The organism is Embleya sp. NPDC005575 (assembly GCF_040605455.1).
Taxonomy (GTDB): domain Bacteria; phylum Actinomycetota; class Actinomycetes; order Streptomycetales; family Streptomycetaceae; genus Embleya.
In genome coordinates this window covers 1-17,880 of record NZ_JBEXCV010000068.1, presented here as the reverse complement: position 1 = coordinate 17,880, position 17,880 = coordinate 1, and the positions used below count along the sequence as shown (strand labels likewise).

General features: G+C 71.0%; 14 protein-coding genes. 3 read left to right on the top strand and 11 right to left on the bottom strand.

Going from position 1 to position 17,880, the window contains the following annotated elements; translation table 11 throughout:
- Window positions 1-14 precede the first annotated feature (14 nt).
- From ABZS54_RS22755 to ABZS54_RS22735, 5 genes are all read right to left on the bottom strand, one after another.
- Complete coding sequence (locus tag ABZS54_RS22755; protein WP_355538921.1) at window positions 15-1,352, bottom strand: hypothetical protein; 1,338 nt, start codon at window positions 1,350-1,352, stop codon at window positions 15-17.
- A 137-nt stretch (window positions 1,353-1,489) separates the two neighbouring features.
- A complete protein-coding gene (locus ABZS54_RS22750; protein WP_355538919.1) occupies window positions 1,490-4,381 on the bottom strand; it encodes an AAA family ATPase in 2,892 nt (963 codons plus the stop codon).
- Between the two features lie 220 nt (window positions 4,382-4,601).
- A complete protein-coding gene (locus tag ABZS54_RS22745) occupies window positions 4,602-6,254 on the bottom strand; it encodes a M14 family metallopeptidase (RefSeq protein WP_355538916.1) in 1,653 nt (550 codons plus the stop codon).
- A gap of 481 nt (window positions 6,255-6,735) precedes the next feature.
- On the bottom strand, window positions 6,736-7,290 hold the full coding sequence (locus ABZS54_RS22740; protein ID WP_355538914.1) for a cytochrome P450: 555 nt from the start codon (window positions 7,288-7,290) through the stop codon (window positions 6,736-6,738).
- 144 nt (window positions 7,291-7,434) lie between these two features.
- Window positions 7,435-7,617, bottom strand: coding sequence for a hypothetical protein (locus ABZS54_RS22735; RefSeq protein WP_355538911.1), 183 nt, complete (start codon window positions 7,615-7,617; stop codon window positions 7,435-7,437).
- Window positions 7,618-7,986: 369 nt separating this feature from the next.
- Here ABZS54_RS22735 and ABZS54_RS22730 point away from each other — a divergent pair, with 369 nt between their 5' ends.
- Window positions 7,987-8,406 carry an SgcJ/EcaC family oxidoreductase gene (locus tag ABZS54_RS22730; RefSeq protein ID WP_355538908.1) on the top strand — a complete coding sequence of 140 codons (420 nt, stop codon included), beginning with the start codon at window positions 7,987-7,989 and terminating at the stop codon, window positions 8,404-8,406.
- An 84-nt stretch (window positions 8,407-8,490) separates the two neighbouring features.
- Window positions 8,491-8,742: a class I SAM-dependent methyltransferase gene (locus ABZS54_RS22725; protein ID WP_355538905.1), complete on the top strand. Its 252-nt coding sequence runs from the start codon at window positions 8,491-8,493 to the stop codon at window positions 8,740-8,742.
- A 115-nt stretch (window positions 8,743-8,857) separates the two neighbouring features.
- Here the strand turns inward: ABZS54_RS22725 and ABZS54_RS22720 are convergent, their stop codons facing one another.
- From ABZS54_RS22720 to ABZS54_RS22695, 6 genes are all read right to left on the bottom strand, one after another.
- Window positions 8,858-10,300 carry an aminopeptidase P family protein gene (locus ABZS54_RS22720; RefSeq protein WP_355538902.1) on the bottom strand — a complete coding sequence of 481 codons (1,443 nt, stop codon included), beginning with the start codon at window positions 10,298-10,300 and terminating at the stop codon, window positions 8,858-8,860.
- Between the two features lie 61 nt (window positions 10,301-10,361).
- Complete coding sequence (locus ABZS54_RS22715) at window positions 10,362-11,432, bottom strand: oligopeptide/dipeptide ABC transporter ATP-binding protein (RefSeq protein ID WP_355538899.1); 1,071 nt, start codon at window positions 11,430-11,432, stop codon at window positions 10,362-10,364.
- Window positions 11,429-12,469, bottom strand: a complete 1,041-nt coding sequence (locus ABZS54_RS22710; RefSeq protein ID WP_355538981.1) for an ABC transporter ATP-binding protein — start codon at window positions 12,467-12,469, stop codon at window positions 11,429-11,431. Before ABZS54_RS22710 ends, ABZS54_RS22715 begins: the two co-directional genes overlap by 4 nt.
- A complete protein-coding gene (locus ABZS54_RS22705) occupies window positions 12,469-13,443 on the bottom strand; it encodes an ABC transporter permease (RefSeq protein WP_355538896.1) in 975 nt (324 codons plus the stop codon). The genes ABZS54_RS22710 and ABZS54_RS22705 overlap by 1 nt, the downstream gene beginning before the upstream one ends.
- A gap of 111 nt (window positions 13,444-13,554) precedes the next feature.
- Entirely contained in the window at window positions 13,555-15,321 is a 1,767-nt protein-coding gene (locus ABZS54_RS22700; protein WP_355538893.1) for an ABC transporter substrate-binding protein, read from the bottom strand.
- 70 nt (window positions 15,322-15,391) lie between these two features.
- A complete protein-coding gene (locus ABZS54_RS22695; RefSeq protein ID WP_355538890.1) occupies window positions 15,392-16,396 on the bottom strand; it encodes an ABC transporter permease in 1,005 nt (334 codons plus the stop codon).
- A 282-nt stretch (window positions 16,397-16,678) separates the two neighbouring features.
- Here ABZS54_RS22695 and ABZS54_RS22690 point away from each other — a divergent pair, with 282 nt between their 5' ends.
- Window positions 16,679-17,590 (top strand): dihydrodipicolinate synthase family protein, encoded by a 912-nt coding sequence (locus ABZS54_RS22690; RefSeq protein ID WP_355538887.1) that lies wholly within the window; start codon window positions 16,679-16,681, stop codon window positions 17,588-17,590.
- Window positions 17,591-17,880 lie beyond the last annotated feature (290 nt).

Here is a 17,880-nt window from a genome sequence, read left to right as displayed (position 1 = left end):
GCGCGGACCGCACCTCAGTCGGGCCGCACGAGGGCGTGCATGGCCCACCACGTCGCCGGGTTGCTGACCTCGCCGTGCCCGGCGATGGCCGGCTTCCCGTCGATCTCGACCCCGCCGTCCACGGCGATCACGCGCGACGCGCCGCCGAGGTCGTAGCGTTCTCGACCGGGCACGGCCGCAAGTCGACGGGCGGAGATCCCCTCTACGCCGGCGGGCCCGAATCCGCCCAGCGCACCGTACAGTTCGGGATCGCCGATCGCGGCTACGCCCGGTTCGCCCAGTTGACTTCCGCGCATCGCGAGATGGAACACCTTGGTCAGCGGGTCGTCGAACGCGGAGAACGTCGTCAACAACGGCCTGTCCACCAGGTCCGGGACCGAGTGGTAACCGCCGGGGCGCCCGGTGCCGGCGACGTCCGCCGCGAAACACCAGCGGTTGACGGCGGCCTGCAACAGCAGCATCGACCGCGCGGGACGGCTCGGGGCCGCGGACGCGAGCGCGGACAACAACACCTTCGCGCCGAAGGAATGGCCGACCAGATGCAGTCGGACCCCGCTCTCGCGCAGGATGTGCGCCACGAGCGGACCGACCCCGTTGCTCCCCACCCCACCCGCGCGCGCCTTCATCTTCCACACGGTGGCCGCACGCAACAGGTTGCGCGGGTCGAATCCCCCGCCACCCGCGACGAGCAGACCGGGGGAGGCACCGCGCGCGACGCCGAAGTCGTCCGGGTCGGCGGGTGCGGCTGCGGCCCCGCCACCGTCCAACGCCGCCCAGACAGTGAGGAATTCCTTCGCGGTGGGCGGCGATGATCCGTCGTCCGGGTCGGGCTCGGCCCGCAGTGCGCCGAGCACGATCTCGGCCGCACGCAGCGCGGCATCGGAGTCGATCACGGAGCGGCCGTCCACCAACTCGACGAACTCCGGGTCCACCTCGGCCCCCAGGGACCCGGTGACCAGGCCGAGCATCTCCTCCACCTGGCGCGCCTCGGCCCCGTCGGGTTCCGGATCGGCGGCGATTCTCGGGCCCGCCTCCCACGGCATGAGGAAGCTCGTCGAGGGCCAGATGACGCCGATCAGCAGGGGCCGGTAGTCCGGTGGAACCGCAATCGCGAACTGTTGTCGCTGAGCGATGAAGCCACCGACGAAATCGCGATAGCGGTCGAGGGCCTGCGCGAAGATGTTGTTCCAGCCGTGGGAGAACAGGAAGACGTCGCCGACTCCGGCGAGCCGGTCCTTGATCTCCCGCTCGGCGAGTGGACTGCGCAGCCCACCGTCCTGGTCGTAGCGGAGCAGGTACAGGTCCGCGGTCGTACCCCCACCGAGCGGAAACTGCTGAAAAGGACCAGACATGGTCCGGCTCCAGATCCGTGCGGTTGTCGTGCGACGATCCTGATTCCATGGTTCACCTCCCCGAGGACCGGGGCAAACGGGGCAGGGCCTCGACGCCCGGAGGGGCCGGGGCTGCCGGTGCGGCACGCAAAGGCCGGTCAGCGGGGACGTTCCGGCAGGCCCAACGCGTCGTGCAGGTGTGAGCCGAGTTGGGTCCGCGAACGCACGGCGAACTTGCGGTAGATCCGGGTCAGCGACGCCTCGACCGTCTTGACGCTGAGGAACAGGGCCGCCGCCGCCTCCCGATTGCTCGCCCCCTCCGCGACCAGCCGCGCCACCTGTTCCTCGGTCGCGGTCAGCGTGGCGAACGCCCGAGCGGCATCGGATCGCGGCCGGCCTACCGGCGGACCACCCGACGCGGGCTGCCGGGCGAGCGTACGACCGGCCTGCTCCATCCACGGCCGCGCGCCGCACCGGGTGAACACCGCCAGCGCCTGCGCCCCCGCCGAACGTGCGGCCGCGTGCCGGCGGCGGCTGCGCTCGATGCGACCGAGCACCAACAGACAGTGGCCCGATTCCAGCGGCTGACGCAGCGCCTCGAAGACCCGCGTGGCGTGATCGAGCAACTCCACAGCGCGGCCGACGTCGCCCCGAGCGGCGCACAGGACCGCCTCCGCCCGGTCGAGTTGTGCGCTGGTGCCCCGGCCGCGGTCGGCGGGATCCAGCGCCTTTCGGGCCGACCGGATCACCTGCTCCGAATCGTCGAGTCGGCCGCCGAGGGCCAACGCGCAGGCCAGGTCCCCGTGCCGGCGCAACACCGACGGCGGGGCCACCCACCGGCCCCGCGCCGGGTCGGCGATCAGCCGCAACGCCTCGATGGCTCCGCAGACGTCCCCCGCGCGCAACCGCGCCTGCCCCAGTGCGTGCAGATGGCGCTCCAGGAAGATCGAGTCGCCCTCCTGCTCCGAGGCACGCACACCGCGTTCCGCGTACGCCGCGGCCCGCGCCACGCTGCCGCCGGCGAGTTCGGCGATCGCGCCGTTGTACCAACCCGGGCCCGGGCTCAGGCCGGAATCCTCGGCGATCCGCATCGCCCGGTCCGCGAAGTGCAGTGCGTCCGCGCACCGGCCCAGCCGGGCGGACACCTCGGACAGCGAACGCAGTACCGCGACGATCTCCTCGCCGGTGCCGCCCTCGGTCCGGGCGAGCATCGCGAGCAGATCGTGCCGGGCGTCGTCGAGTCGGTCGTCGAAGACCGCGAATCGCGCGGCCACGAAGCGCGGTGTCATGTGCAACCGGCCGTCGAGTTCGGGTTCCGGCAGCGCCAGCGCCCGGTGCATGTGGAGCCGGTGATCGGGGCGTCCGGTGACTCGCGCGGTCATCGCCGTCACGGCCAGCGCCATCGACTCGGTGGCCCGGTCACCGGCCGTTCGGGCCAACCCGATCGCCGACTCGGCGTGGTGGGCGCTGCGTTCGTGGTTGCCCGCGACCATCGCCGCCCATGAGCGCCGCAGTCGCAACGGTCCGGTCAGGGCGGGGTCCTCGCCCGCGTCGAGCAGGGCCGCGGCGAACAACTCGTCCATGTCCGAGAGCCCTTGGCCGGCGAGGTCGATCAACGCCATGCGCACCCGCACCCGCTGCGCGGGCAGCGCGTCGGCGGCCAGCACCGCGTCCGCCGCCCGGTGCACGGCCTCCGACAGCCCGGCGGTCGCACCAACCTCCGCCGCGGCGACCAGCCGATCCAGTCGCCGGCCGTCGAACTTTGCAGGGGTGCGCTCCGCGGCCAACAGATACAGCTCGGCCGCAAGCCGGCGGGAGCCGCGTCGGCGGGCCTCCTCGGCGGCGGTCGCCAGTTCCCCGGCGAGTTCCGCGTTCGGGTCGGCGCAGACGAGTGCCCGATGACGGATGCGTGCGGCGGCGTCGGTCACCACCGCGGCCAGGGCCAGATGCAGCCTCGTGCGATGGTCGGCGCGCGCGGATTCGGCGAGCACGCCGGCCACGGCCGGCGGCGTGAATCGGATCTGCCTGCCCTCGCCGACCACGAGCCCGGTGGCGGCGGCGAGCCGGATGTCGTACTCGGCGTCCGCGCGCCCCGCGCGCAACAGCAGTTCAATGGTCGGGCGGGTGGTCAGCGCCGCGACGAGCAACGTCTCGCGGGCCTGCGGGGACAGGCGGCCCACGCGCTCGCCGATCAGCGCGCGCACCCGCTGCGGCAGCGGCGCCGGCCGGCCGTGGCGCGTGGCCCGATCCGACGGTTCGCCCGCCAGGGCCAGGGCCAGGTACGGATTGCCGCCGGAGTCCGCGTGCAGCTTGTTCGCGACGCGAGCGGGTACACCGTGCCGGTCGAAGAGTTCGACCAGGTCTTCCGGCGGCAGCGGCGGCACGGCGACCTCGACGGCGATCGGCGCGGTCAGCCAGGGCAGGTCCTCGCCATGCTCGGCCGTACCCCGCTCGGCCCACCCGCCGGCGACCAACGCCCGGACGTCGGGGCCGGCCAGATGGTGCAGCGCGTGCGCCAGCACGTCGGCCGAGGCGGCATCGAGCCAGTGCGCGTCGTCGACCACCACCAGGGTCGGGAAGAGCGCGGAACAACGTTCGAGCAGCTCTTGCCAGGCCCGCCCGCACAGGTCGTGGAAGCGCGCTCCGGGCAGGTGACCTCCCCACGGCGGGCGGCCCGGGGCGAACGCCTCGATACACATCCGGGTGTGCCCGCCCGCGAGCAGGTCGCGGACGACGGAGCGCTGTGCCGGCGCCAGCGTGGCCGGCAGTTCGGGCGGAATACGTTGCAGCAGGGCGGCCAGCCCGGAATAGGGGACCCGTCGACCGATCTCGGTGCCGCTCGTGCGCAGGACGTTCTCGCCGCGAGCCGTGGCGGACCCGCAGAGAGCGCCCATCACGGTGGTCTTGCCGATTCCGCTCGATCCGGTCAGCACCACGCTGCCACCGGCCGCGATCCGTGACTCGACGGAGGCGAGCAGCGCCGCCCGACCCACCAGGGGTGTCGACGGCGGGTCGAGGGTTTCGGCGGAGCCGGCGACCTGGTCGGCCATCGTCTGCTCCCGGCGGATGGGGGAATTCCCGACTGAACCCTAGCCATCGGGTATGTCGGGTATCAACCCCGTGGATGGGTGTCACCCGAGTGGCCCCATGTTCCTCGTGTCGCCCTCGCCGAACGCGTCGGCCCGGTCGCTGACTTGCCGCACACGAGCGACTCGGCCCGACCCGATGCGAAGCCGGGCCGGGCCGAGTCGAGGTCCACGAGACACCCGCTCAGAAGGTGACCTTCCAGGAGTCGATCTTGCCGGTGTCGGAGGCGGCGACGTCCTGCACCTTCAACCGCCAGGTGCCGTTGGCGACTTCACCGGAGACGTCGACGGTGTAGGTGGTGATGACGTTGTCCGCGGAGTCGTTGCCGACGGCGTTCTTGAGTCGGTAGACGGAGTTGTCCGGTGCGACGAGGTCGATGGTCAAATCGCCGCGCCAGGTGTGCTTGATGTCGACGCCGACCTTGAGGCCGGCGGGCGCGTTGCCCGGTACACCAGTGACGGCGATGTCGCTGAAGACGGCGGCGCCGTTGTCGGGGACGGCCACATCGTTGGTGTTCTCGAACGTTTTGCCGCCCGGATCCGCGCCACAGGTCTTGCCGATGGCACGCGGGGGACAGTCCGCGTAGTCGAGCAGGTGCAGGACGGCGGCCTTGTTCCGGGACGTTTCGCGGTCGATGACCTCGTCGGGCGGATAGAAACCGCCGTTGCCCGACGCGGGGTACATCTCGAACGTATAGGCGTAGACGCGCTGATCGCCCCACAGCCAGTCATCGATCGAGCCGTCGGTGATGTAGAGATCGGACGACTGCTCGGGGGTGTAACCGTTGGTCGCCGCCATGGCCCGGCCGATCGTGGCGAACGTGTTGTACTCGTCGGCGGTCATCCCGGGCACGACGTCGTTGTAGGTCCAGCCGAACGGCCACAACACCAGTTCGCTGTAGGTGTGGAAGTCGATCGCGGCCGTCAACTGCTGCTTTCCGCCGACGACGCGGCCGTGCACCCAGTCCGTCACGGCCTTGACCTCGGGCGCGGATTCGGCCCGGGGGCCGCGGTACGTCTCGCTGCCGGTGCTGCCCGAGGAACCGCCGCAACAGCCCCACTTGTAGGACCAGTTGCGGTTCAGGTCGGTACCGACGTTGCTCGAACCGGAGTTGGGCTGCCGGTTCTTGCGCCAACTGCGGTACGAACCGGTGGCGATGTCGAACTCGCCTCCGTCCGGGTTGACGTCGGGCATGATCCAGATCTCGCGACTGTCGACCAGCGCCTTGATCCGAGGGTCGGTGGTGTAGCCGTCGCCGAGCAACTTGACGAGATAGAGCGCCATCTCGACGGTCAGGTGCTCTCGGGCGTGTTGGTGGTGGGTGAACAACACTTCCGGTTCGTCCTCGTCGACCGTCACGTTGTCCGAGATCTTCAGCACGTACAGGTCGCGGCCCTCGTAGGAGCGCCCGATCACCTGCTTGCTGATCAGCGTCGGGTGGTTGGCGACGGCCTTGTCGATCTCGGTGACCATCTCCGCGTAGTTGTGGTAACCGGAATCCGAGGGCGGGAAGTCCCGGTTGATCAGGCTCCCGGGGGCGGTGGGCGGAGCCTCCGCGTTCACGGTGAAGCCGAGCGCCCTGATCCGCCGGACCTCCTCCGGAGTCGCGGTGACCAGCAGGCGGCCGTCCTCGACGCCGTCGACGGCGGCGCCCGTCGCTGCGATGGCGCTGCGCTGTTGGGTGGTTCGCACGCCGACGACGCTGTATTCGGCCGAGGTCGTGGCATCGGCGGACGACGGTGCCTTCTCCCCGACGGCGGAGTCGGGGTTGACCGCGACCATCGCGAGAGCGACGGTGAAGGCGGCCGTCAGGACGGACAGGCGTTTACGTTTCACACGTGTACCTCCTCGTGGCGGCATCGGAGTTCTCCGATGCCGGAGGGATTGCGTCGTGTGTCGACGGACACCGCCGGTGGAGGCCGACGACATGCCGAACGGGCCGCGCGTGGTGGTGAGGGACAGCCGCCCATCGAGCGAACGGGTGTGCCGGACGTGCGCTCGCGCACGCCCAAGACGATTCGGTACGGGGGACATGATCGGCATGGGAAGACGAAAGGACCGCTACCAAAGGGTAATCATCCGACCCCGGAGCGCGAATCGGGGAAAACCCTTGTCCTCCCGCCGAGCCGGAGCAGGGGTGCGAGGGGCGCGCGACACCGCGACGCCGGCGCACGGGAGCGGCGAACGGCCCGCACGGCGTGATTCCTTCGGCCGTGCGGGCCGTCCGGTTCGCGGTCGGATCACCAATGTTCCTTCGGGTTCCAGATCAGCGGCGGCGTGTTCGTGAGGACGCGCCGGATGATTGCCATCATGGTTTTCACCTCCCTTCGGGTGCGTGCGATCGGGTGACGGGCTCGGTGGTGCGGTTCAGGGTGAACGCACGTGGGGCGGCAGCGTTGGTCACGACCGGACGGGTGCGCCCGCCCAGGACGCTCAGCCGGGCGTCACCGGCCAGGGCGGCCACGGCGTCGGCGGTCATGGTCTGCGCGACGGCCGCGCCGGCGCAGATGAACGGGCCCGCGCTGAAGGGCAGATAGGGGCCGCGTGTGTCCGGGTGGGCCCAGCGTTCGGGGTCGAACACGTCGGGCCTGTTCCAGTGCCGTTCGTCGTGATGCAGGAGGCAGGGACTGACCGACAGGATCGCGCCGGGACGCAATGCCACACCGCCGAATTCGACCGGGTGCGGGACGGGGCGGCCGACCATCCAGACGAACGGACGATGCCGTGCGGCCTCCCGCACGATCCAGTCCGTGGGCCACGGCCACGCCGCTTGCGGCGCGTGATGCAGACCGGCCGGCAGTACGGTCCAGGCCACGGCGTAGCCGATGTTCCCCACGATCGACCGGAACAACAGCACGTACAGCTCGGCCACGACCTCGTCGGTCGTCTCCCTGGGGCAGGCATCGAGGACTGCGTCGAGCAGGTCGCGCGGTCCGCCGGGGGCGCCGCCGTGCGCACGACGTCGGCCGATGTGCCGGATCAGCGCGACGAAGAGCCTGGATCGCAGGATCTCCGCTCATGCCCGCTCCCGTATCAGGGGCGAACGGATCAGCAGGCCGGCGCCCACGGACCGGGCGAGCAGGCGCCGCAGTTCCGGCGCCGCGGCGGGGTGCAGCAGCAGGTCGGCCGTGCACTCGTAGACCAGCGCGGGGCCGGTCTCGGGCCGGCGCCCGGGAGCGCGATCGCGGTGCAGCTCCACAACACCGCCTCATCGCGGCTGCGGAGGGGAATCCGGCCCTTGAAGGTCATGGTGGCGAGGATGGGGCGGCGAGCGGCGCGGGCCCGGCGAAGGGCGCCGACGACCGGGGCCGAGGCGCCCGCAACATCAAGTGGGTCGGCAGGCCGGTTGCACCGCGAGGCGCTGTTGGGGTCCTCCGGGGCCGCGCCGATCAGCTCGCCCATCCGTCGGCCGTCCGTCACCGACAGGTGCCGATCCGAGGCAGTCAAGCTTGCGCGGCGTCCACGTCCCATCTCGGTTCGGCCGATATGTTCGAACCCACGCACAGACCTGCCCACCGGCGTGCGGGTGCGTGCGTGACGCCGACAGTGGAAGGACCGGGATTGCGTCATGTCCGACGACACCGAGCAGATCCGCACTCTGGTCGAGCGGTGGGCGCAGGCGGTGCACCGCGGCAACCTCGACACGGTCGTGGCCGATCACGCCGAGGACATCGTGATGTTCGACGTGCCGCCGCCCTATGAAGGCGTGCGGGGCATGGCGGCCTACCGGGAGGTCTGGCCTCCGTTCTTCCAGTGGCAGGCTCAGGGCGCGTCCTTCGACATCGAGGAACTCCGGGTCACCGCAGGCGCGGACGTCGCGTTCGCCCACGCCCTCCTGCGCTGCGGCACTCCACAGGAACTCGACACCCGACCCGGCCTCCGGCTGCGGCTGACGCTGGGCCTGCGCAAGGAGGCCGACCGCTGGATCGTTGCACACGAGCACCACTCCTTCCCCGACCTCAGCGGCACCGACCCGGACGCCGCATAACGCCCACCGCACCACCGCACAGCCGGCCGATCGACAGGACGACTCCGTTGCTCTCCGGTCGCGCGCGGGGACAAGGATCGACCGATGGAACGTGCCCATGACGATGCGCGGTTGGCCGGCGTCTACCAGGCGGGCAACGAGATGCCGGAGGCCTCGCTCCGAGCCTGGGCCGAGTTGATCGGTTCGTTCGCGCCGCAGCCGCATCCGACCGTGCTGGAGGTCGGCGCCGGCACCGGGATGTTCTGTGCGGCGATGGCCCGGTGGCGCCGCGCGTCGCTGGTGGTGGGTATCGATCTTTCGTTGTCGATGTTGGCCCAGGCCCGCCGGCGGGTGTAGGGGATCGGCGGGGTGCGGTGGGCGTCGTGGTCGGCGGACCCGCTTCGGGCCCGAGTACCAGGCCGGCGCCGGGCCGCTCCTACACAGGGCGGCCCGGCGCCGCGGGGATTCGGGTTCAGCCGGCCAGTGTGCCCATCCACTCTTCGATGGCGTCCGGCGTGCGGGGCAGGGTCGCCGACATGAGGCGGGCGCCGTCCTCGGTGATCACCAGGTCGTCCTCCACCCTGATGCCGATGCCGCGCAGTTCCAGGGGCAGCGTCTCGTCGTCGGGCTGAAGGTACAGGCCCGGTTCGACGGTGAGCACGTGGCCGGGCTCCAGGACGCCGTCCAGGTATGCCTCCGCCCGCGCCTTGGCGCAGTCGTGCAGGTCCATGCCGAGCATGTGGCCGCTGCTGCAGAGCGTGTACCGCCGGTACAGGCCGCTGTCCGGACGCAGCGCCTCCTCGGGGGTGACCCGCAGGACGCCCCAGGCGTGCAGGCCCTCGGCGATCACGCGCATCGCGGCGTTGTGGAAGTCGCGGAAACGCGCGCCGGGGCGCAGCGCGTCGATGCCGGCCTGCTGCGCGGCCAACACCAGTTCGTACGCCTCGCGCTGTGCGGGGGTGAATCGGCCCGAGAGCGGCAGGGTGCGGGTGATGTCGGCGGTGTAGAGGCTGTCCATTTCGACGCCGGCGTCGAACAACAGCAGTTGCGTCGGGTCCAGCGGGCCGTCGTTGCGGATCCAGTGCAGCACGCAGGCGTGTGCGCCGGCCGCGGCGATCGTGTCGTAGCCGGTGCCGTTGCCCTCGATCCGGGCGCGCATGTCGAACACGCCCTCGATCCAACGTTCGCCGCGCGGGTGCCGCAGGGCCTGGGGCAGGGCGCGCACCACGTCGGCGAATCCGGTCGCGGTGTGGTCGACCGCCAGTTGCAGCTGCTCGACCTCCCACGGGTCCTTGACCAGGCGCATCTCGGACAGGTGCGCGGCGAACTCGGCACCGCGTCCGGCGTCGGTGGGGGCGGCCAGTCGGTCCACGTCCGGGTCGACTCCGCGGAGCAGGCGGGTGGGGACGGCGGGGCCGGTCAGCCGGGAGGGCAGGGTGTCCAGGTGGGCGCATTCGACGCCCAGCAGGGTCGTCGATTCGTCCAGGGTCGGCCGCCGCCCGGTCCAGAACTCGCCGTGGCGCCGGTCGCGGTAGAACTCGCCGGTGTCGCGCGGCGAACGCGGACGCAGGTACAGGACGGCCTCGTGCGCGTCGCCGACCGGTTCCAGGACCAGGACGCCGTCGGGTGTGTGGTCGCCGGTCAGGTAGGTGTACGCGGTGTGCGGCCGGAACCGGTAGTCGACGCTGTTGCTGCGCACCTTGAGCGTGCCGGCGGGGACGACCAACCGCTCGCCGGGGTAGCGCGCGGACAGTCGCTCGCGGCGTTTCGCCGCCCACGGTGCGACCGGCTCGGCGCCGAGGTCGGGCAACGGGCTGGGCGCCCAGGCGGAGGCCATGAAGGCGTCGAGCGCGGGGGATACGGGCATGTCGTGGGTGCCGGTGTTGAGTGCCGCGGCGGGGTCTTGCCGGGTCATGGGATCCCTGTCCTTCCGGTGGGTTCGGGCGGTGCGTGGACCGGGTCGAGTGAACCGGGTCTCAGGAGGTCCGGCTCGGCCGACCGGGCGCCGCCGGCGTCGGGACCTTCGCGGACCGGGCCTCGACGGGTTCGGGGAAGTGGCAGGCCACGTCGTGGTCGGCCCGGCCGGCCACCGCGGTGAGCGGGGGTTCGGCCACCGCGCACACGTCCTGTGCCTTGTGGCAGCGGGTACGGAAGCGGCAGCCCGAGGGCGGGTCGATCGGGCTGGGTACGTCCCCGTTGAGTCGGATGCGCTCGAGCCGGGTGCCGTCCGGCCCGGTCGCGCCGGGCACGGCGGACAACAGCGCCTGCGTGTACGGGTGATGTGCCCGCTCGTACAGCGACTCGCGGTCCGCGCTCTCCACCACGCGTCCGAGGTACATCACCACCACCCGGTCGCAGAAGTGGCGGACCACGGCCAGGTCGTGCGCGATGAACACGAACGCGATGCCCAGGTCGCGGCGCAGTTCCTCGAGTAGGTTGATCACCTGCGCCTGGATGGACACGTCCAGCGCGGACACCGGTTCGTCGGCGACGATCAGGCTGGGCCCGGCGGCGAGCGCGCGGGCGATGCCGATGCGTTGTCGCTGCCCGCCGGAGAATTCGTGCGGGAAGCGGTTGCGGTGCTCGGGGTTGAGGCCGACGGTCTCCAGGAGTTCCTCGATCCGGCGGTCGCGACCGCCGGGCGGGTCGATGCCGTTGACGTCGAGCGGGGCACGCAGGATGGTGCCGATGGTCTGCCGCGGGTTCAGCGAGGAGTACGGGTCCTGGAAGATCATCTGGATCTGCGAGCGGATCGGCGCCAGTGCGCGGCGCGAGGCGTGCGTGATGTCGCGGCCGCGGTACTCGATGGTGCCCGCGCTGGGTTCGAGCAGTCGGGTGATCAGCCGCCCGGTCGTGGACTTGCCGCACCCGGACTCGCCGACCAGGCCGAGGCTCTGCCCGGCCCCGACGGTGAGGTCGATGCCGTCGACCGCGCGGACCGCCCCGGCCCGGCGGCCCAGCAGGCTTCGGCCCGTGGGAAAGTGCTTGGTCAGTCCGCTCACTCGCAGCAGCGGCGGCTCGGACGCGTCGAGCGACGTGGCGTTCATGGGGTGGCTCCTTGCAGGTCCGTCGGCGCCGCGATGCCCGGCGCCGCCTCCAGGTGGCATGCCGCGGCGTGCTCGCTGCCGTCGGGGCCCGTCTGCGCTCGCGTCAACAGCGGCAACACCGTGCGGCACGGCGCCTGGGGCCCGTCGATCGCTTGTGTACAGCGCGGGTGGAAAGCGCAGCCGGACGGCGGGGCGAGCAGGCTGGGCGGCGAGCCGGGCACCGGTTGCAGCGGCCGGTCCAGGGCGTCGGACAGGCGCGGGACCGAGGCGAGCAGGCCCCGGGTGTACGGATGCCTGGGCGTGTCCAGGACCTCGGCGACCGGGCCGAACTCGACCGCCCGGCCCGCGTACATCACGAGCACCTCGTCGGCGACGTCCGCGACCACCCCGAGGTCGTGGGTGACCAGGATGATCGCGGTGCCCAACTGCTCCTGCAACTCCGCGAGCAGGTCCAGGATCTGGGCCTGCACGGTGACGTCGAGCGCGGTGGTGGGCTCGTCGGCGATCAGCAGGTCGGGTTTGCACACCAGCGCCATGGCGATCATCGCGCGCTGGCGCATCCCGCCGGAGAACTGGTGGGGATACTCGCGGGCCCGGCGCTCGGGTTGCGGGATGCCGACCCGGTCCAGCATCTCGACGGCGCGCGCCTTGGCCTCGCGTCGGCCGGCGCCGGTGTGCCTGCGATAGGTCTCGACGATCTGCGCGCCGACCGTGAAGTAGGGCGACAGGGCGGTGAGCGGGTCCTGGAAGACCATCGACACGCGTTGCCCGCGCAGGCCCCGCAGGGTGCGTTCGGGAGCGCCGACCAGTTCCGTTCCGTCCAGGACCGCGCTGCCCTCGATGGTGGTGCGGGCCGGGTTGTGCAGCCCGAGCAGGGTCAGGTTGGTGACGCTCTTGCCGGAACCGGACTCGCCGACGATGCCGAGCGTGCGGCCGCGTTCGACGTCGAAGGAGACGCCGTCGACGGCCTTGACCACGCCGCCCTCGGTGGCGAAGCGCACCCGCAGGTCGCGGACCGCGAGCAGGGGAGGAGTCATCACACACGCACCCGGGGGTCGATGACGGCGTACACGGCGTCCACCGCGACGTTGGCGAGCACCATCGCGGTGGCGGCGATCAGCACCACGCCGGTGATCATCGGCAGGTCGGAGTTGGCGACCGCGTTCACCGCGAGCTTGCCGATGCCGGGGATGTTGAAGGTGGTTTCGGTGACCACCGCGCCGCCGAGCAGGACGCCGAGTTCGATGCCGTAGACGGTCACCACCGGGGTGATCGCGCCGCGCCACGCGTGCTTGAAGTAGACCTGACGGGACGTCAATCCCTTGGCCCGGACGGTGCGCACGTGGTCCTCGCCGAGCGCGTCGATCATCGACGCCCGGGTCAATCGTGCATACACCGCAGCCTGCACGCAGGCCAGGGTCAACCACGGCAACAGGAGCCCGCCCATCCAGCCGCCGGGATCACCGGTGAACGGGAGGTACTCGGGTTTGGGCAGCCAGCGCAGTTGGTCGACCAGGACGTAGCGGGCGATCACCCCGAGGAATTGGATCGTCACCGACGCCCCGATCAGCGAGAACGCCATCGTGGACTTGTCCAGCCAGGTACCGCGCCGCAGCGCCGCGAGCATGCCGATCATGATGCCGCTGCCGAGGAAGATCACCGAGGCGCCCAGGGCCAGCGAGAGGGTGGCGGGGAAGCGGTCGAGCAGGGTGTCGAGCACGGGCTCGTGGTTGACGAACGAGTAGCCCAGGCAGGGCGCGGAGCAGTGCGAGGAGCCGAAGTCGCGCCCGGCGAAGACGCCGACGATGTAGTGCCAGTACTGCATCGGGACCGACTCGTCCAGGCCCAGGTCGCGTCGGATCAGGGCGAGCGTCTCGGGCGTGCAGGTCTTGCCGCAGGACAGGCGGGCCGGGTCGTCCGGCATCGCGAAGAACAGGAAGAAGGTGACGGTGAAGACGACGAACAGGATCAGTGCGGCGCCGAGTAGTCGCTGCACCAGGAATCGGAACATGGGGCCCTCACTGGAGGTCGGACCGGGCAGTGGCCGGGCGGCCCGGCGGCGCGGGCGGGAAGCGGCGAGCCTTCCCGCCCGCGCCGCCGGCCGCGGCAGCCCCGACCGGGGCTACTTGACCCAGACGTCGATCGGATAGGTCGAGCCGATGAAGCCGACTCGTACGCCGCCCAGTCCGGGGCCGTACAGCGTCAGTTGGCGCCGATACACGAACGGCACCACCGGGGACTCGGCCATGATCTTCTTCTCCAGGTTCGACCACTCCTTGCCCGCCGCCACGACGTCCGACATCGCGGTGATGCGATCCATCTCGGTGCTCATCGCCGGGTTGTTGTACAGGCTGTACACGGAGCCGTCGTCGATGATCTTGCGGCCGTCGAACTTGGCCGGGAGTACGGTCGCGGCGCTGGGCCAGTCGGCGCCCCAGCCGGCCCAGTACAGGTCGTACTTGTTGTCCACGCGACCGATCTCGGTGTAGTAGCTCTTGTCGTTGATCGGCTGCGGAACCACCTTGAAGCCGGCCTGCTGGAGAGCCTGGACGATGGTCACCGACACCTGCTCCCACAGCGGGGTCTGGTTGTACGCGTAGACGATGGTGGGGTTGGGGGTGCCGGACTCGGCGAGCAGTTGCTTGGCCTTGGCGATGTCACCGGTGTTCGGCACGCCGGCCAGGTCGAAGGGCTCGAAGCCGAGCACCGTCGGACCCATCAGCGTGGTGGCGAACTCGCCGTAGGCGGGACCGCCCATGATCTGTCGCACCTGCTCCTTGGGGAACGCCGCGATCAGCGCCTGGCGCACCTTCGGGTTGGTCTGGCGACGGTTGTTGATCTCGAAGTACTCGGTGTACGGGGTGGCCGCGTCCGCCGTGCGGGCCTTCAAGTCCGGTGTGGTGAGCACCTGTTGGGCGACCTCGCGACCCACCGCGACGCGGAAGGTCATCGCCGTGCGGTCGCCGCCGTTGGCCGCGATCAGCCGCTCGTTGATCTGCTGGTTGGACGCGCCGAATTCGAACTTCCACTGGTCGGGGTAGGCGTGCCGGACCACGTCGGTGTTCGGGTCCCAGTGCTCGTTGCGGACCATCGTCATGGACTTGTCGATCTCGCGCGCGGAGATCTTGTAGGGACCGCTGGAGAACGGGTGCTTGTCGTACTCCAGTTTGGTGTCCTTGGCGCGCGGCACCGGGGTGCTGGTGTGCATCGCCACCGCGAACGGGAAGTCACCGCGTGGGGCGGGGAGCGCGAAGGTGATGGTGCGCGCGTCGGGGGTCTTGATCGCGTCCAGCTCGCGGCCGCCGTAGGGGCCGTCGTACGCCGAGCGGAAGTCGGCGTTGCCGACGAGCCATTCCTGGATCCAGGTCGGGCCGCCGGTGATCTCCTTGGCGAACGAGCGCTCGATGCCGTACTTGACGTCCTGCGCGGTGATCGGCGATCCGTCCTCGTACTTGAGCCCGTCCTTGAGGGTGAAGGTCCAGGTCTTGCCGCCGTCGGGGCTGGTCCCGGTGTCGGTGGCCAGGTCGCCGACCAGGGTGGTGTGGTCGCCCTCCTGCTTGTACGTGGTGAGTTGACGGGAGATCAGCAACTCGGCCGTCTGCTCGTGCGAGACGTACACGCGCGCCGGGTCCAGGTGGTTGAAGTCGGCGCGCTCCAGCACCGTGGCGGTGCCGCCGGGCTTGGCCCCGGGAAGTTCCTTGGCCGGGCCCTTCGACTCGGCGGCGGCGCCGATCGACACGGCGCGCACCTGGGCCTTGGGGGCACCCTTGGCGGGCCCTCCGCTGTCGGGGCTGCCGCCGCCGCCGGAACAGGCGGCCGCGCCGAGGGCGAGGGCGAGCGTGGCGAGCGCGGTTCGGGTCAGGCGAGTGGGTCTGCGGCGAGGGTTCATGGTTCCTTCCGAGAGTTGCCGTGCGGGTGCGGTGTGGCGAGGGACCGGTGGCGTGCGCGGCGCCGGTGGCTCAGCGGTCGCTCTTGGGATCGAGGGCGTCGCGGACCGAGTCGCCGAACAGGTTGAAGGCGACCACGAAGACGAGCATCGAGATGCCGGGGACGCACATGTACGTGATGTCGGTCTTGTAGACCTCGGCGCCCTTGAGCAACATCCGCCCCCAGTCGGGCGTGGGCTCGACCATGCCCACGCCCAGGTAGGACAGCGCGGCCTCGGTGGTCACGTAGGTGGGCACCGCCATCGAGGCGCTGACCAGGATCGGGGTGACCAGGTTGGGCAGCAGCTCGCGCAGCACGACGCGGCCGGGCGAGGCGCCGATCACGCGCGCCGCCTCGACGTATTCGCGGCTGCGCAGGGAGAGCACCTGGCCGCGCAACAGGCGGGCCACCGAGGCCCAGCCGAACGCGGCGAGCACCGCGACGATGACCGCCCCCCGCAGCAGCGGGGACATCTGCTCGCCCGGGTGGGTCAGCAGCGAGGTCACCACCGGGGTGAAGGCGATGAAGAAGAGCGTCGACGGGAAGCTGAGCATGACGTCGATGACGCGGCCCACGAAGTAGTCGGCGCCGCCCCCGAGGTAGCCGGCGGTCACCCCGATGAGCACGCCGAGCACGGTGACGATCGCGACCACGGCCAGCGAGATGAGCAGCGAGGTGCGGATGCCGTAGAGCAGTTGGGTGAGCACGTCCCGGCCGAGGCCGGGTTCGAGGCCGAGCCAGAACTCGCCGGACATGCCGCCGTTGGGTGCGACGGGGAAGCCGAACTCGTTGAGCAGGCCGGGCCGGTTCTGGCCGTAGGTGGTGTAGGGGTCGTGCCCGTACCACTTGGCGAACAGCGGTGCGCCCAGGCCCGCGACGACGAACACGGCCACGACGCACGCGGCGACGATCCCGGTGCGGTCGCGGCGGAAACGACGCCAGGCGAGTTGCGAGGGGCGCAGCCCCGTGGGGGCGGTGTCGGCGGCGGGCGGATCCGATGCCACCGGCGGATCCGTGGGGGGCGCGAGCGTGGTCATGACGGCGGGCCTCTCGGGAGGCGGCGGGGTGGGTAATGGTGGGGAACTCTGCCCAGGGCCGACTCAATGGTCAAGGTCTGAGTCGTGTCACATTTGAGGTGCGACATTGTATTTACAATCCCTTTACCATTCACCTGCGGTTTTACTTCTCCCCCGGCCGTCTACGGTGATCGAGGTCGGGTCTGGCGCAATGCAAGAGCAATGTGACATTGTACTGATCCTGATACCGACACCGGCCTCGACGTCGACGTCGAAGCCGAGCCGAAAGCCAAGGAGTCCCCCATGTCCGACGCGAACCCCACCGACCGCACCCTCCACCCGTGGCGCGGCCTGATGGTCGCCACCCCGCTGCCGCTGCACGCGGACCTGAGCATCGACTACGACACCTTCGCCGAGCACGTGCGCGGGCTGGTCGACGCCGGTTGCGACGGCGTGGTGCCCAATGGCTCCCTGGGCGAATACCAGGTCCTGACCGCCGAGGAACGAGCCCGGGTGGTCCGCGTCGCGGTCGAGACCGTGGGCGGTGATCGGGTGATGCCCGGCGTCGCCGCGTACGGCTCGGCCGAGGCCCGTCGCTGGACCGAGCAAGCCGCGGAGGCCGGCGCCAAGGCGGTCATGCTGCTCCCGCCGAACGGCTACCGCGCCGACGACGCCGAGGTGCACGCGCACTACGCCGACGTGGCCTCGGTCGGCGTGCCGATCGTCGCCTACAACAACCCCTTCGACACCCGGGTCGACCTGACCCCCGAAGTGCTGGCCAAGCTGCACGCCGACGGCCATATCGTCGGCGTCAAGGAGTTCAGTGGCGACACCCGACGCGCCTATCGGATCGCCGAACTCGCGCCCGACCTGGACCTGTTGGCCGGCGCCGACGACGTACTTCTGGAACTGGCCGTGGCCGGTGCCAAGGGCTGGATCGGCGGATTCCTCAACGTCCTGCCGCACGCCTGCATCGAGCTCTACCGCACCGCCGGCGCGGGCGATCTGGCTCGGGCGCGGGAGCTGTACGACATCCTGCAACCGCTGCTGCGCTGGGACACCCGCAGCGAGTTCGTCCAGGCGATCAAGTTGTCGATGGACGTGGTCGGCAAGCCGGGCGGCCCGTGCCGTCCGCCGCGCCGGCCGCTGAACGCCGAGATGCAGCAGGTCATCCGTCTGGCGACCGAGCGCGCCGTCGCGGCCGGGCTGAGCTGAACCGGGCCCGACCGACCCGCCTGACGCATCGTCAACACCGGTACCGTGCCGCCGCGTTCTGGACAGGAGGCGGATTCCGTGCGCAGCCGCCACGGCTTCCACGCCGTCGAGGCACACCGGAACCGCGCAGCACCCGCTCGACCCCACCGACCCCTTCCCGAAGGGCTTCCCGCTGTGACCACCACGTCCGCCGCGCCGCTCGTGCGCAGCCACAACCCCGCAGACCCCGCCGAACTCGTCGCCGAAGCCCCGGGGGTGTCGCCCGCCGACGTGCACCGCGCCGCCGACCG